Source organism: Aeromonas sp. ASNIH5, assembly GCF_002902865.1.
In the GTDB taxonomy this organism is placed as follows: Bacteria; Pseudomonadota; Gammaproteobacteria; order Enterobacterales; family Aeromonadaceae; genus Aeromonas; species Aeromonas caviae.
This window is the reverse complement of record NZ_CP026122.1, coordinates 4,432,518-4,445,372: the sequence shown is the minus strand read 5'-3', so window position 1 is coordinate 4,445,372 and position 12,855 is coordinate 4,432,518. Positions and strand designations below refer to the sequence as shown.

Below are 12,855 nucleotides of genomic sequence, written 5' to 3'. Positions count from 1 at the left end.
ACAGCTATTTAGCCATGTATCTATGCTTGATAACGCAAGTATTGGAGCACTGAGGTCTGTTGGATTTTATGGTGCTAATGCATCTGGAAAATCCAATGCGCTCATGGCATTAACTGCTATACAGTATTTGGTTTGTAGTTCAGGTGATTTAAGAGATGGTAAGAATATACCATGCTATGAACCTTACCGCTTATGCTCTGATACAATTGATGCTCCGATAAAATTTGGTGTCGAATTTATCATTGATGGCACAAGGTATGTTTACAACATTTCCTTTAAAAAAAATGAAATCCTGAATGAAAGTTTGGATTATTACCCATCAAGGGTTAAAGCAAACTTATTTACAAGAAAAGAAGGGGACTCTTGGCAAGATATTAAGTTTGGTAACTTATATAAAGGCGGAACTAGAAAAATTGCATTTTTTGCAAACAACACATATTTATCAAAAGCTGGTAACAATGCATCCTCACCGCAAATAATTAGGGATGTATATAACTTTTTCAACGATAACATAGAATTTATTCGCGTAGGGCAATGGATCGGATGGAATAAATACATTGATGACCTAGACATGATTGAAAAGGCGTCAAAAATAATTTCCTGCATCGATATTGGCATATCTAAAATCATAAAGGTTGATGCGGAGAGAGAATTGAATCTTAGTCAGGAAATACCTGATGAAATAAAAGACATGATTATTTCTGAAAATTCATTTTCCTTCGCTCATCTATCCGAAAATGGCAATGAAGAAATTTTCAAAAAATCAGAAGAATCCGAAGGTACAGGACGGTTCTTTGATATGATACCAATGCTTGTCGAAGCATTTAGAAAGCAATGTGTTATTGTATTTGATGAATTAGACAATAACATTCATCCACATATGGCTGATGTGATTGTTCGACTTTTCAACGATGGAGAAGTTAATAAATATAACTCGCAGTTGATTTTCACGACACATAATATGCAATTAATGTCTCCAGAGAAGATGAGAAGAGATCAATTATTTTTCTTTGAGAAAAGACAAGGAAAATCAATAGGATACTCTTTGAATGATTTTGATAAAACTCGGGTTAAGTCGACTACGCCATTTGGCGTTTGGTATGATCAAGGGCGCTTTGGTGGTGTGCCGAAAATAAATTACCCAGAAATTGTCACTCTACTTTCTGGTGAAAAATTTATAGAGCAGTCTACATTTGACGATTTATTCGGTGAGTATAATGACGATGAGGTAAAGTCTGATGAGTAAAAAGGTTTTACCTAAAATCTTCATATTTTGTGAAGGCGAAAAAACTGAACCTTATTATATTAAGGATTATGTTGCTTCTTGTTGCCCGCAAAAAGCAAGTGTAATCATCATTCCTCCATCTAAAAAAAACACTCCCGTTCAATTAGTTGACGAAGCAATACAAAAAAAGAAGAGTAAAGATGTATCTCCTGACGATCATTTTTGGGTCGTTTATGATAGAGAAAGCAAAGCAAAATATAGCGATAAACTTCATGATCAAGCACTAAAAAAAGCAAAGTCAAACAATATTAACGTTGCACTATCTAATATTTGTTTTGAATATTGGCTATTGCTTCATTTTGAGAGTACAACTAGGCCATATTCATCATTTGATAATTTAATGGCAGAATCAAACTTTAAAAGCCATTTAACGAAGATTGGAATAAAAAATTACGATAAAGGTTTTGATGGGTTATTTAGAAAAATCCAACCTGGAGTGAAAAGGGCACGGAGTAGAGCAGAGCAATTAAATATATCCGAAGAGCAAAGCTCTGCATTCCCCATCAAGGATAAACCATACTTGGCTGGGTGTTATGTTCAGATACATAAACTGCTGGATGCAATTGACAATCTCTAGATTGTCGCAATTTTAGATAAATGTATCTCGTAATACTCAAATAAAAATAGCGACCATCTGGTCGCCATTTTTATTTATCGCCCTCCCCCGGGAAATATCACCGAGCCGGTCGCTTGGCGCCATTGCCTTTGGCAGCAGGCTTGCCGCCCTGAGTGGCAGGTTTGGTACCCGGCTTGGCTGAACCCGCGCGGGTTGGGGCTTTGCCCTTGTGAACGGGTTTCCCCTGCCCTGCCGGTTTTCCATGTCCAGCACCCTGTGCAGCAGACTTGCCGTTGGCACCTGCCCCTTTGCTGAGCTGGGAGCCTACTGGCTTGCCATTGCCCGCCTTGCCGCCAGCGGTCTTGCTGTCCGCCCCATTGCTGCGCTGATGGGTGATGGCGCTGTGGCGGGTCAACGCGGGCTTGAGGCCCTTGCTGCGGCTGCGCTCGGCCTTGGCTTCGCCACGGCCTTCCGGCGGCACCAGGCAGTCGGGGCCGTTACCGATGAGGTGGCCTTTGCCCATCTCCAGCAAGGCTTCGCGGATCATCGACCAGCCGGCCGGATCGTGATAGCGCAGCAGCGCCTTGTGCAGGCGACGGCGACGCTCCCCTTTCACCACGAACACGTCCCCGCCCTGGCGGCTCACCTTGTTGAGCGGGTTTTTCTCGGTGTAATACATGGTGGTGGCATTGGCGAGCGGCGACGGGTAGAAGTTCTGCACCTGATCGAGCTTGAAGCGGTTTGCTTTAATCCAGAGCGCCATGTTCACCATGTCTTCATCCGTGGTGCCCGGGTGGGCGGAGATGAAGTAGGGGATCAGATACTGCTGCTTGCCCGCCTCTTTGGAATACTTGTCGAACAGCTCCTTGAAGCTGTAGTAGCTGCCCATGCCCGGCTTCATCATCTTGGAGAGCGGGCCCTCTTCGGTGTGCTCCGGCGCGATCTTGAGGTAGCCGCCGACGTGGTACTTGGCCAGCTCCTTGATGTAGCGCGGATCTTCCACCGCGATGTCGTAACGCACCCCGGAGGCGATCAGGATCTTCTTGATGCCCTTGAGGTCGCGCGCCTTGCGATAGAGGTTGATGGTCGGGCTGTGGTCGGTATCCATGTGCGGGCAGATGGTCGGCCAGACGCAGGAGGCGCGCCGACAGGTCTGCTCGGCCTTGGGGCTCTTGCAGCGGAGCTTGTACATGTTGGCGGTGGGGCCGCCCAGATCCGAGATGACGCCGGTAAAGCCCGGCACCTTGTCGCGGATCTCTTCGATTTCTTTCAAGATCGACTCTTCCGATCGGCTCTGGATGATGCGCCCTTCGTGCTCGGTGATGGAGCAGAAGGAGCAGCCGCCGAAGCAGCCGCGCATGATGTTGACCGAGGTCTTGATCATGTCGTAGGCCGGGATCTTCTCGTTGCCATAGGCCGGGTGCGGCACCCGCTGGTACGGCAGGCCGAACACCCCGTCCATCTCGTCGGTTTCGAGCGGGAAGGCAGGCGGGTTGACCCAGATGATGCGATCGCCGTGGGCCTGGGAGAGGGCGCGGGCGCAGCCCGGGTTGGTCTCGTGGTGCAGGATGCGGGACGCATGGGCGTAGAGCACCTTGTCCTCCTTCACCCGCTCGAACGCCGGCAGCTTGACGTAGGTCTGCTCCCACGGCTTTTGCTTGGGCGGCTGCACCAGGATGGGCTTGGCCTCCTGCGCAGCCGGCGCGGAACCCTCGTCATCGCTGCATGGCGCCCCTTCCATATAGGGGTTGGGGATGGGATCGATGCGGCCAATCTGGTCGAGCTTGCTCGAATCCACCCCGCGCCAGCCCGGCAGCGGCTCCTTGCGGATCACGGCGGTGCCGCGAATGTCCTGCATGGTGTCGATGGTCTCGCCGCCTGCGATGCGGTGAGCCACTTCCACCAGGGGGCGCTCGGCGTTGCCGTAGATGAGGATGTCGGCCTTGGCGTCGATGAGGATGGAGCGACGGATGGTCTCGGACCAGTAGTCGTAATGAGCGATGCGGCGCAGGGATGCCTCGATGCCACCGATGACCACCGGCACCTCTTTATAGGCCTCTTTGCAGCGCTGGGTATAGACCAGGGTGGCACGGTCCGGCCGCTTGCCGCCCACATCCCCCGGGGTGTAGGCGTCGTCGTGACGCAGCTTCTTGTCGGCGGTGTAGCGGTTGATCATGGAGTCCATGTTGCCCGCCGTCACCCCGTAGAAGAGGTTCGGCTTGCCCAGACGCATGAAGTCATCTTTCGATGACCAGTCGGGCTGGGCGATGATGCCGACCCGAAAACCCTGGGATTCGAGCATGCGGCCGATGACCGCCATGCCGAAGCTCGGGTGATCCACGTAGGCGTCGCCTGTCACCAGCACGATGTCGCAGCTGTCCCAGCCGAGCTTGTCCATCTCCGCACGAGACATGGGCAGGAAGGGCGCTGTGCCGTAGCACTCGGCCCAGTAACGGGGATAGGAGAAGAGGTTGGTAACCGGCTGCATTTTGACCACCTGGAACAATTCGGGTCGCGCATTATACCGGCAGAGCAAGGCGGGGGCGACGGCTTTTTGCCCCTACAGAACGCGAGGGGAAGGGGCGCCTTCGAGCGGGCCCGACGGGCCGGCGTGACAGACTCCGATCTCATCAACAAGCAGGGCGCCCATTGGCGCCCTGCTTGCTGTCATCCGGGTCGGCACGCTAGGCCGCCGGTTTGTCACTCCCCTCGGGGGCCACCGCCCCCGGCACCGTGGAGGGACTGGCCGGGATTGCCGTGGCCAGTACCTCGTCCACCAGTCGGTCCCGCGCCCCCGTCATCCCCGCGCGTCTGGCGATCAGGTGATAGATGGCGGGCACCACCAGCAGGGTCACCAGGGTCGCCAAGGACAAGCCGAAGAAGACCACGGTTCCCACGGCCATCCGGCTCTCGTACCCCGCCCCCATGGAGAGCATCAGGGGCACGGCGCCGATGATGGCGGTGAGCGAGGTCATCAAGATGGGGCGCAGGCGGCGCACCGACCCCTTGATGATCGCCTCCTCGAACCCTTCACCCCGCTGGCGCAACTGGTTGATGAACTCGACGATGAGGATGCCGTTCTTGGTCACCATGCCGATGAGCATGATCATGCCTATCTGGCTGTAGATGCTGAGCTCCTGCCCCGTGAGCCAGAGGCCGAGCAGGCCGCCGAAGATGCCGAGCGGCACCGTCATCATCACCACCGCCGGGGTCAGCAGGCTCTCGAACTGGGCTACCAGCACCAGATAGACCACCAGCAGGGCCAGGCCGAACACCAGCGCCATCTCCCCCTGGTTGTCGCGATAGTCCTTGGACTCGCCAGCATAATCCACCGACATGCCGGTGGGCAGGTGATCCGCGGCCCAGCCATCCAGGAAGTCGAGCGCCTCCCCCAGGGTGTGGCCGGGGGCCACGTCCGCGGTGAGGGTGACCGCCTTCTGGCGCTGGTAGTGGTTGAGGCGCTGGGGACTCGCCACCTGGGTGACGGTCGCCAGGGTGGAGAGGCTCACCATCTCGCCGCTCGCGGCCTTCAAATAGATGCGGCTGATGTCGGAGATGCCATTGAACTGGGTCTGGTTGGCGCGCAGGTAGACGTCATACTCTTCGCCCCTGTCCACATAGGTGGTCTGGCTGACGCCACCGAGCAGGGCCTGCAGGGAGCTAGCGATGGTGGAGACCGGAATGCCGAGCTGGGTGGCTCGCTCCCGCTCTATGGTCACCTGCAGCTCCGGGGTCTTCTCGGCATAGTCGAGATCCGGGCTCTGCATCAGCCCGCTTTGGGCCGCCGCCTCCTTGAGCGCCAGCCCCTGCTGGTTGAGCTCGCCGTAATCGGAGCCTTGCAGCACGAACTGCACCGCCGCGGTGGAGCCGCCTCTGAACCCCGGCTGGAAGGTGCGGATCATCACGTCGGGGATGCCGGCGAGGCGACCGCTCAGGGAGCGGCCAAACTCGGTGGCCGTTTCGTCCCGCACCGCCCAGTCACTGAGCTGGATGATGGCCATGCCGGTCTGATCGCCGCCGCGCCCGAAGGCCGGGGTGCTGAAGCTCATGGCCTGCACCACCCCCTTGCCGAGCAGCGGCAGGATGGCGGCCTCCACCTGCTGCATGTTGCGCTTCATCCGCTCGATGCTGGTGCCCTCCGCTCCTTTCACGAACACATAGAGCACGCCCCTGTCCTCGGTCGGGGTGAGGCTCGCGGGCAGCTTGCCAAAGAGGGCGCCAATGCCGCCAAGGCAGAGCAGCAACACCAGGGGCATCCAGACGGCGCGGCGCAGCACGGCCCCCAGCACGCGGCGATAACGCTCCTCCACCCAGCCAAGTCCCTTGTCCAGGGTGGCGGTCAGGGCGTTGGGCTTGTCCACGGCACGCATCAGCCAGGAGCCCATGGCCGGGGTCAGGGTGAGCGCCACCAGGGAGGAGAAGAGCACGGCCAGGGAGAGCAGGATGGCGAACTCGGTGAAGAGGCGCCCCACCATGCCATCCATGAAGGCGATGGGCACAAACACCATCACCAGCACGGCGGTGGTGGCGATGACGGCAAAGCCCACCTCCCGGGTGCCGTGCCAGGCCGCCATCAAGGGGGACTCGCCCCGTTGCAGGTGGTGGTGGATGTTCTCCACCACCACGATGGCGTCATCCACCACCAGGCCGATGGCGAGGATGAGGGCCAGCAAGGTGATGAGGTTGATGGAAAAGCCCAGATACCAGGCACCGATGAAGGCCGAAATCAGGGAGACGGGCACCGTGATGGCGGGAATGAGGGTAGTGCGCCCCTGCCCGAGGAAGAGATAGAGCACGGCGACCACCAGCAGGGCGCAGATGGCGAGTGTCTCGTATACCTCGTCGATGGCCTGCTTGATGAAGATGGTGGAGTCGTAGTCGACCTCAAGGGTGGCCCCCTCCGGCAGGAAGCGCTGCATCTCCACGAGCTTCTTCTCGATGCCCTGGGCCACCGCCAGGGGATTGGCGGTGGACTGGGCGACGATGCCAATCCCCAGGCTCTCGCGGCCGTTGCGCTGATAGGCGCTGTCTTCGTTCTTGGCCCCCACCTCCACATCCGCAATGTCCGCCAGATAGATGCTCTGACCATTGGTGGCGGTTTTCACCGGCAGGGTGCGAAAATCTTCTGCACTGTGATAGAGCCGTGCGATCTGCACCGCCATGGTCATGGTGTTGTTGCGGATCTCGCCGCCCGGCAGCTCGATGTTCTCCCGCTTGAGGGCATCCTGCACGTCGGCCACCGTGATGCCGCGGGCCGCCATGTCGGCGGGGCGCAGCCGCACGTACATCACCTGGGTCAGGTCCCCGGAGAGAGACACCTCGCTCACTCCATCCACCAGGCTCAAGGGGTCTACCAGCATGCGATTGGCGTAATCCGTCATGGCGGTACGATCCATCTGGGTGCTGCTGAAGTTGAGCCAGATGGCCACATCCCCGTTGCCGTTGTCCTTGGTCACCATGGGCTCGTCCGCCCCGTCTGGCAGCTTGGGTCTGGCCCGGGAGATGGCGTCACGCACGTCGGAAGTGCCCTCCAGCATGTTCCAGCCGAGCTTGAACTCCACCGTGATGGAGGAGCGCCCCTTGCGGGTCACCGAGTTGATGTTCTTGATGCCGCTGATGCCGGAGAGCTGATCCTCGATGGGCTTGGTGACCTGGCTCTCCATCACCTCGGGGGCCGCCCCCTCATAGGTGGTGGTGATGGAGACGGACGGGGTCTGCACATCCGGCATCTCCCGCACGGTGAGTTTGCTGAAGGCCACCAGGCCGAACACGGTGAGCAGGGCGCTGATGACCACCGCCACCAGGGGACGGCGTACTGAGATATCGGAGAGCCACATCAGCCTTTCACCTCGCCCAGATCACGTACCTGGGCGCCGTCGCGCAGATTGACCAGCCCCTCCACCGCGATGCGATCGCCGACGTTCAACCCCTTGAGCACCCAGACGGCCTCGCCATGGGTGTCGCCAAGCTCCACCGGCACGCGCTTCACCCGTCCGTCCGCCTCCAGGCGATAGACGAAGCGCTGCTCGCCGGCATACTCCACCGACTGGGCGGGGATCAGGGTCATCTTCTGGGGTGGCAGAGAGAGATCCACGTTCATCAGCATGCCGGGACGCAGCTGGCCACCGGTGTTGGGCAGGATGACGCGGGCCTTGATGTTCTGGGTGTCGCTGGAGATCCGGCTGTCGAGGGTCTCCAGCACGCCGGAAAAGGATTGATCCGGCCAGGCCGAGCTGGTTGCCGTCACCGCCATGCCGGGGCGCAGCAGGGAGAGGTAGCGCTCGGGCACCGCCAGATCGAGCCGCAGTTTTGCCAGCTCGTCCAGATGCAAGAGCACGTCGCCGCTGTTGACCAGGGCTCCTTCGCTGAGATCGATGAGGCTGACGGTGCCGTCGAAGGGGGCGGCCAGGGTGCGCAGGGAGAGCTCGTAACGGGCCGCATCGACTCGGGCCTGGGCCTGGGCAACAGTCGCCTCCTGCCCCTCCAGCTCCGAGGTGGTGACGGCGCCTCGCGCCACCAGCTTGCGCATGTCCCGCAGCTTGCGAGCCTCGTCGCGCACGCTGGCGCTCTGCTCGGCCAGCTCCGCCTGCTGCTTGCCCGCATCCAGGGCGATCAGGGTCTGCCCCTGTTTGACCTGCTGGCCGGAACTCACCGCGATGGTGGCAATTCGGCCGGTCACCTCGGGGCTGATGGCCACGGAGCGATTGGCCGCAAGCTTGCTCACCAGCTTGATGGAGGGCTCGGCCAGACTCTGCCTGACGGTTTCGGCCCTGATGTTGATCTCTCTTGGTGCTGGCTTGCTGGCGGGTTCAGCCTGCCGCAGATGCCAGGCGCCCGCCGCCAGCAATAGAAGAAGAGGGAAAAGCCACAGCCACACGCGCGTTTTCATCACAAGATCCATGCAGTCAAAGAGAGAGGAAGAAGAGATAGCTTCATCAAGGATGGCACCATGTTACCCCCTGACTATGCCGTGACTATGTATAAATGTGACAAAACGTAACAGTCCGGTGAGAAGATCATCAAAAACGCATCTTGTCGGCACGCGCGTCAGGGTTCTGCCTTACACTGATGCCGACTCTCGCCATCTTCCGGTACGCCCATGTCCATTCCCTCCCCCGCCTTTGCCAGATACCGATTGCAGTGGCTGCTGCTGGGCCTCGGCCTGCTGCTGTTGCTGCTCGCCCTGCAACATGCGTTTCGCCAAGTTACCGAGATCAACAAGCGTGACACCATCAACGCCGCGACCCAGCTCAGCAGCCAGCACCAGCGGATGGAGACCTTCCTTGAGGCCATGCGCGGCCAGGCGGAGGAGCGCCTGCGCAGCAATCCCCAGTCCGTGCTCTCTCGCCAGCTCTATCAGGCGCTGCAATCCGACGGGGAGCACGGCATCAATCTGGATCGCATCCCCGTCGATCTGCCCCCCGCCCTCATCGGTAACCTGACCGGGCAGGGCCCGCTGCCCCATGACGGCAGCGAGCGGCAAGCCAGAATACATCTCGCACTCAGCCTCTCCCCCCTGCTCGCCACGGCCAGCAAGCTGTTAGACAGGGACGTGGCCTGGATCTACTTCACCGGTACGGACAATTTCATCTACCTCTATCCCTGGGTGCCATCCAGCCAGTTTCGCTTCGATCCCGTGATTTACAGCAAGGCCTACTGGCAGGAGGCGATGGCCAGGCATCCCCACCTGGAGCACGCCATGCTCTCGCGCCCCTATCAGGATTTTGCCGGACGGGGACAGATGATCACCCTCTCCCAGCCCATTACCCAGGGCGGCCAGATCATTGGCCTGCTCAGCATCGACATCCAGACCGTCACGCTGGCGCAGACCCTGCACCGCCTCGCCCCCCGGATTGGCACCCTGTTCCTGCTCAACGCCCATCAGCAGATCCTCGCCAGCAGCCAGTCCGGTACCGCGCCGCCCCCGGTCAGGACGGCGCAGTCAGCGGAATATGAGTGGCAACAGGGCGCCTTGCAGCTCGTCTATCCCATCCCGGAGACACCGCTCTCCCTCATCCATCGCATCCCGCTGCTGCCTCTGCTGCAGACACTGTTGTGGCAATCGGCGACGGCGCTCATCACTATTCTCTGTCTGGTGGTGGCGACCGTCTCCAGCCTGCGTGCCCAGCGCCTCAACCGGCGCCTCAACTACCTGTCGCGCCACGATGCCCTGACCGGCGCCTTCAACCGCCACTACTTCGATGCCTTCGAACACCGCCAGGCCCTGGCAGGCCGCCAACGCATCGGCGCCATCATGTTTGACTGCGATCACTTCAAACAGGTCAACGACCGTTTCGGCCACGGGGTGGGCGATCAGGTCCTCATCCGTCTGGTGCAGCTCTGCCAGTCCCTGCTGACACGGGAGTGCCACCTGATCCGCTGGGGCGGCGAGGAGTTCCTGCTGCTCGTCGCCGATGAAGCGATCCCTCTGGCCCCCTTGGCCGAGCGGCTTCGCCTGTGCATAGCAGAGCATCCCTGGAGCGCGATTGCGGCCGAGCTGAAGGTGACCGTCAGTCTGGGCCACTGTCGCCAGTCACCGGCCATCTCCTTGCAGGAGGTGATCCGCCGCGCCGATATCGCCCTCTATCAGGCCAAGGCCAACGGCCGCAATCGCAGCGAAGCGTGGCGGGATGACGGACAGGAGAAGCCGGAGTAAGCTGGACTCCCACTTCATGTCAGGAGACGCAACTGTGTCACGAAAACCCCGTCTGGGATTGGCCCTGGGTAGCGGTGCGGCCCGAGGATGGGCCCACATCGGCATCATCCGTGCCCTGGAGCGACTCGGCGTCAAGCCGGATCTGGTGGCTGGCTGCTCCATCGGCAGCTTTGTCGGCGCCGCCTATGCCGCTGGTGAACTGGACAAGCTGGAGAGCTGGGTGCGCGGCTTCAGCCGCCTGCAGGTCATGGGGCTGCTCGATCCTGCCCTCTCCGGCGGCCTGTTTCGCGGTGACAAGGTGTTTGGCATCGCCGCCGGCCATCTGGGGGATCCCGCCATCGAAAGCCTGCCGCTGCCCTTTGCCTGCGTCGCCACCGAACTCGATACCGGCCGCGAGATCTGGTTGCAGGAAGGGCCGCTTCGCCAGTGTGTGCGCGCCTCTTGCGGCATGCCCGGCCTGCTCACCCCGACCCGGGTGGAGGATCGCTGGCTGGTAGACGGGGCCGTGGTCAACCCGGTCCCCATCTCCCTGGCCCGCGCCATGGGAGCCGAGGTGGTGATCGCCGTCAACCTCAACACCGACATGCACCAGCCCTGGACCGACGAACCGGACGAGCCCGTGCAGGGGGGGCTGCTCAGCCAGTGGTTGAACCGGGGCGAACGCGAACCCAGTACCCCCGGCATGTGGGGGGTGATGACGGGCTCCATCAACATCATGCAGGAGCGCATCACCCGTGCCCGGATGGCCGGGGATCCCCCCGAGATCCAACTCTGCCCGCGCCTTGGCAACCTCTCCATCATGGATTTCCACCGCGCGAGCGACGCCATCAACGAGGGGGAAGCCTGTGTCGAGCGCAACCTGGAGCAGCTCAAGGAGGAGCTGTCACGACTCTGCCTGATATGAAGGCATATCGGGGTAAAAGACAAAAAGAGCGCCAATAGGCGCTTTTTTGTTTCGGGTTACGCGGCTCAGAACAGCCCCAGCCCCTTGAGCATCACCACCAGGATCAGCAGCGGCGACACATAGCGGATGATGAAAAACAGGGGGCTGAGGATGGGCAGCGCCAGCTTGCCTCCATTGGTCAGCGCCGTCGTCATCCGCTCGAATCCCCATACCCAGCCCACAAAGAGGCAGAGGAAGATGCCGCCAAGGGGCATCAGCACGTTGGAAGAGACGAAGTCGAACAGATCGAAGAAGGTTTTCCCACCAACCTGCACATCCGCCAGCGTGCTGCTCGAGAGCGCACAGGTCGAGCCGACCGCCCCCAGCACCAACAGGTTGATCAGGGTCGCCCTTGTGCGGCTCATGTGAAAGCGCTCGGAGAGCACCGAGACCGGCACCTCCAGAATGGAGAGCATGGCCCCGGTGGCTGCGATGGCGGAGAGCACGAAGAAGAGCACCATGAAGAGGTGTCCAAACGGGATGCTGGCAAACACCGCGGGTATGGTGATGAACAGCAGGGAGGGGCCTGCGCTCGGCTCGAAGCCAAAGGCAAACACCGCCGGGAAGATGGCGATCCCCGCCAGCATGGAGACGAAGAGATCCGCGCACATCACCCGTACCGTGGTGAGAGGGATGTGCTGATCATCGCGAAAATAGCTGCCATAGGTCATCATGCAGCCCATCCCGATGGAGAGCTTGAAGAACGCCAGCCCCATGGCCGTCAGCACGACGCCTGCGGTCACCTTGGAGAAATCCGGCGAGAACAGGAAATGCAGTCCTTCGCTCGCTCCGGGCAGAGTCAGGCTGCGCACGCCTATCACCAGCAGCAGGATGAAGAGCAGTGGCATCAACCGCTTGGTGACCGCTTCGATCCCCCTGGAGACCCCCATTAGCAAGATCCCCCCCATCAGGGCCAGCACCAGCCACTGCCAGAGCAGACTCTGCAAGGGATCCGTGATGAGTGAATTGAAGGCAGCCCCCGTGACGGCGGGATCGGTGGAGAGGATCTCGCCGCTGGCCGCCTTGAAGATGTAGGCAAACACCCAGGCCGCCACCTCGGAGTAGAACGACATGATGAGGAAGGCCGCGCTCACCCCCATGGCGGCGATCAGCCACCAGGGTTGCCCCTTCGGAGCCAGCTTGATGAGCCCGCTGACCGCATCCGTCCTGGCCTCACGCCCCAGCATGATCTCGGAGATCATCACCGGCAATCCCACCAGCAGGGTGGCGATGACATAGACCAGCAGAAAACCGGCGCCACCGTTCTCACCGGTCAGATAGGGAAACTTCCAGATATTGCCGAGCCCGACGGCAGACCCCAGGGTCGCGGCCAGCACGCCAAAGGTGCTGGTAAACCCATCTCTGGCTTTGGTAATGGATTGGCTCATCGTTGTCTCGCTGTGTGGATCACCGCC

8 protein-coding genes are annotated in these 12,855 nt (G+C 59.7%); 4 read left to right on the top strand and 4 right to left on the bottom strand.

Annotated elements, in window-relative coordinates; all coding sequences use genetic code 11:
• Positions 1–22: 22 nt before the first annotated feature.
• On the top strand, positions 23–1,246 hold the full coding sequence (locus C2U30_RS20990) for an AAA family ATPase (protein WP_103244462.1): 1,224 nt from the start codon (positions 23–25) through the stop codon (positions 1,244–1,246).
• Complete coding sequence (locus tag C2U30_RS20985) at positions 1,239–1,862, top strand: RloB family protein (RefSeq protein WP_103244461.1); 624 nt, start codon at positions 1,239–1,241, stop codon at positions 1,860–1,862. The genes C2U30_RS20990 and C2U30_RS20985 overlap by 8 nt, the downstream gene beginning before the upstream one ends.
• Before the next feature lie 97 nt (positions 1,863–1,959).
• Here C2U30_RS20985 and C2U30_RS20980 read toward each other — a convergent pair whose 3' ends face one another.
• From C2U30_RS20980 to C2U30_RS20970, 3 genes are all read right to left on the bottom strand, one after another.
• Positions 1,960–4,329 carry a YgiQ family radical SAM protein gene (locus C2U30_RS20980; RefSeq protein ID WP_103244745.1) on the bottom strand — a complete coding sequence of 790 codons (2,370 nt, stop codon included), beginning with the start codon at positions 4,327–4,329 and terminating at the stop codon, positions 1,960–1,962.
• Between the two features lie 196 nt (positions 4,330–4,525).
• Positions 4,526–7,678, bottom strand: coding sequence for an efflux RND transporter permease subunit (locus C2U30_RS20975; RefSeq protein ID WP_103244460.1), 3,153 nt, complete (start codon positions 7,676–7,678; stop codon positions 4,526–4,528).
• A complete protein-coding gene (locus C2U30_RS20970; protein ID WP_039039307.1) occupies positions 7,678–8,730 on the bottom strand; it encodes an efflux RND transporter periplasmic adaptor subunit in 1,053 nt (350 codons plus the stop codon). The genes C2U30_RS20975 and C2U30_RS20970 overlap by 1 nt, the downstream gene beginning before the upstream one ends.
• Positions 8,731–8,940: 210 nt before the next feature.
• Between C2U30_RS20970 and C2U30_RS20965 the strand changes: the two genes are divergently transcribed.
• Both C2U30_RS20965 and rssA read left to right on the top strand, forming a co-directional pair.
• Positions 8,941–10,497 carry a sensor domain-containing diguanylate cyclase gene (locus C2U30_RS20965; protein WP_041201458.1) on the top strand — a complete coding sequence of 519 codons (1,557 nt, stop codon included), beginning with the start codon at positions 8,941–8,943 and terminating at the stop codon, positions 10,495–10,497.
• A gap of 34 nt (positions 10,498–10,531) precedes the next feature.
• Entirely contained in the window at positions 10,532–11,401 is an 870-nt protein-coding gene (gene rssA / locus C2U30_RS20960) for a patatin-like phospholipase RssA (protein ID WP_029313973.1), read from the top strand.
• Between the two features lie 65 nt (positions 11,402–11,466).
• On the opposite strand, the gene C2U30_RS20955 is transcribed toward rssA, so the two are convergent.
• The gene (locus C2U30_RS20955) at positions 11,467–12,828 is read right to left on the bottom strand and encodes a sodium-dependent transporter (protein ID WP_102948779.1); all 1,362 of its coding nucleotides are present in this window, start codon (positions 12,826–12,828) and stop codon (positions 11,467–11,469) included.
• Positions 12,829–12,855: the final 27 nt, after the last annotated feature.

What these genes read in the sequence shown, in the direction of transcription:
- C2U30_RS20980 (WP_103244745.1), bottom strand. Translation starts at nt 4,329, where the DNA reads ATGCAGCCGGTTACCAACCTCTTCTCCTATCCCCGTTACTGGGCCGAG.
- C2U30_RS20955 (WP_102948779.1), bottom strand. Translation starts at nt 12,828, where the DNA reads ATGAGCCAATCCATTACCAAAGCCAGAGATGGGTTTACCAGCACCTTT.
- C2U30_RS20990 (WP_103244462.1), top strand. Translation starts at nt 23, where the DNA reads ATGCTTGATAACGCAAGTATTGGAGCACTGAGGTCTGTTGGATTTTAT.
- C2U30_RS20985 (WP_103244461.1), top strand. Translation starts at nt 1,239, where the DNA reads ATGAGTAAAAAGGTTTTACCTAAAATCTTCATATTTTGTGAAGGCGAA.
- C2U30_RS20965 (WP_041201458.1), top strand. Translation starts at nt 8,941, where the DNA reads ATGTCCATTCCCTCCCCCGCCTTTGCCAGATACCGATTGCAGTGGCTG.
- C2U30_RS20975 (WP_103244460.1), bottom strand. Translation starts at nt 7,678, where the DNA reads ATGTGGCTCTCCGATATCTCAGTACGCCGTCCCCTGGTGGCGGTGGTC.
- C2U30_RS20970 (WP_039039307.1), bottom strand. Translation starts at nt 8,730, where the DNA reads ATGAAAACGCGCGTGTGGCTGTGGCTTTTCCCTCTTCTTCTATTGCTG.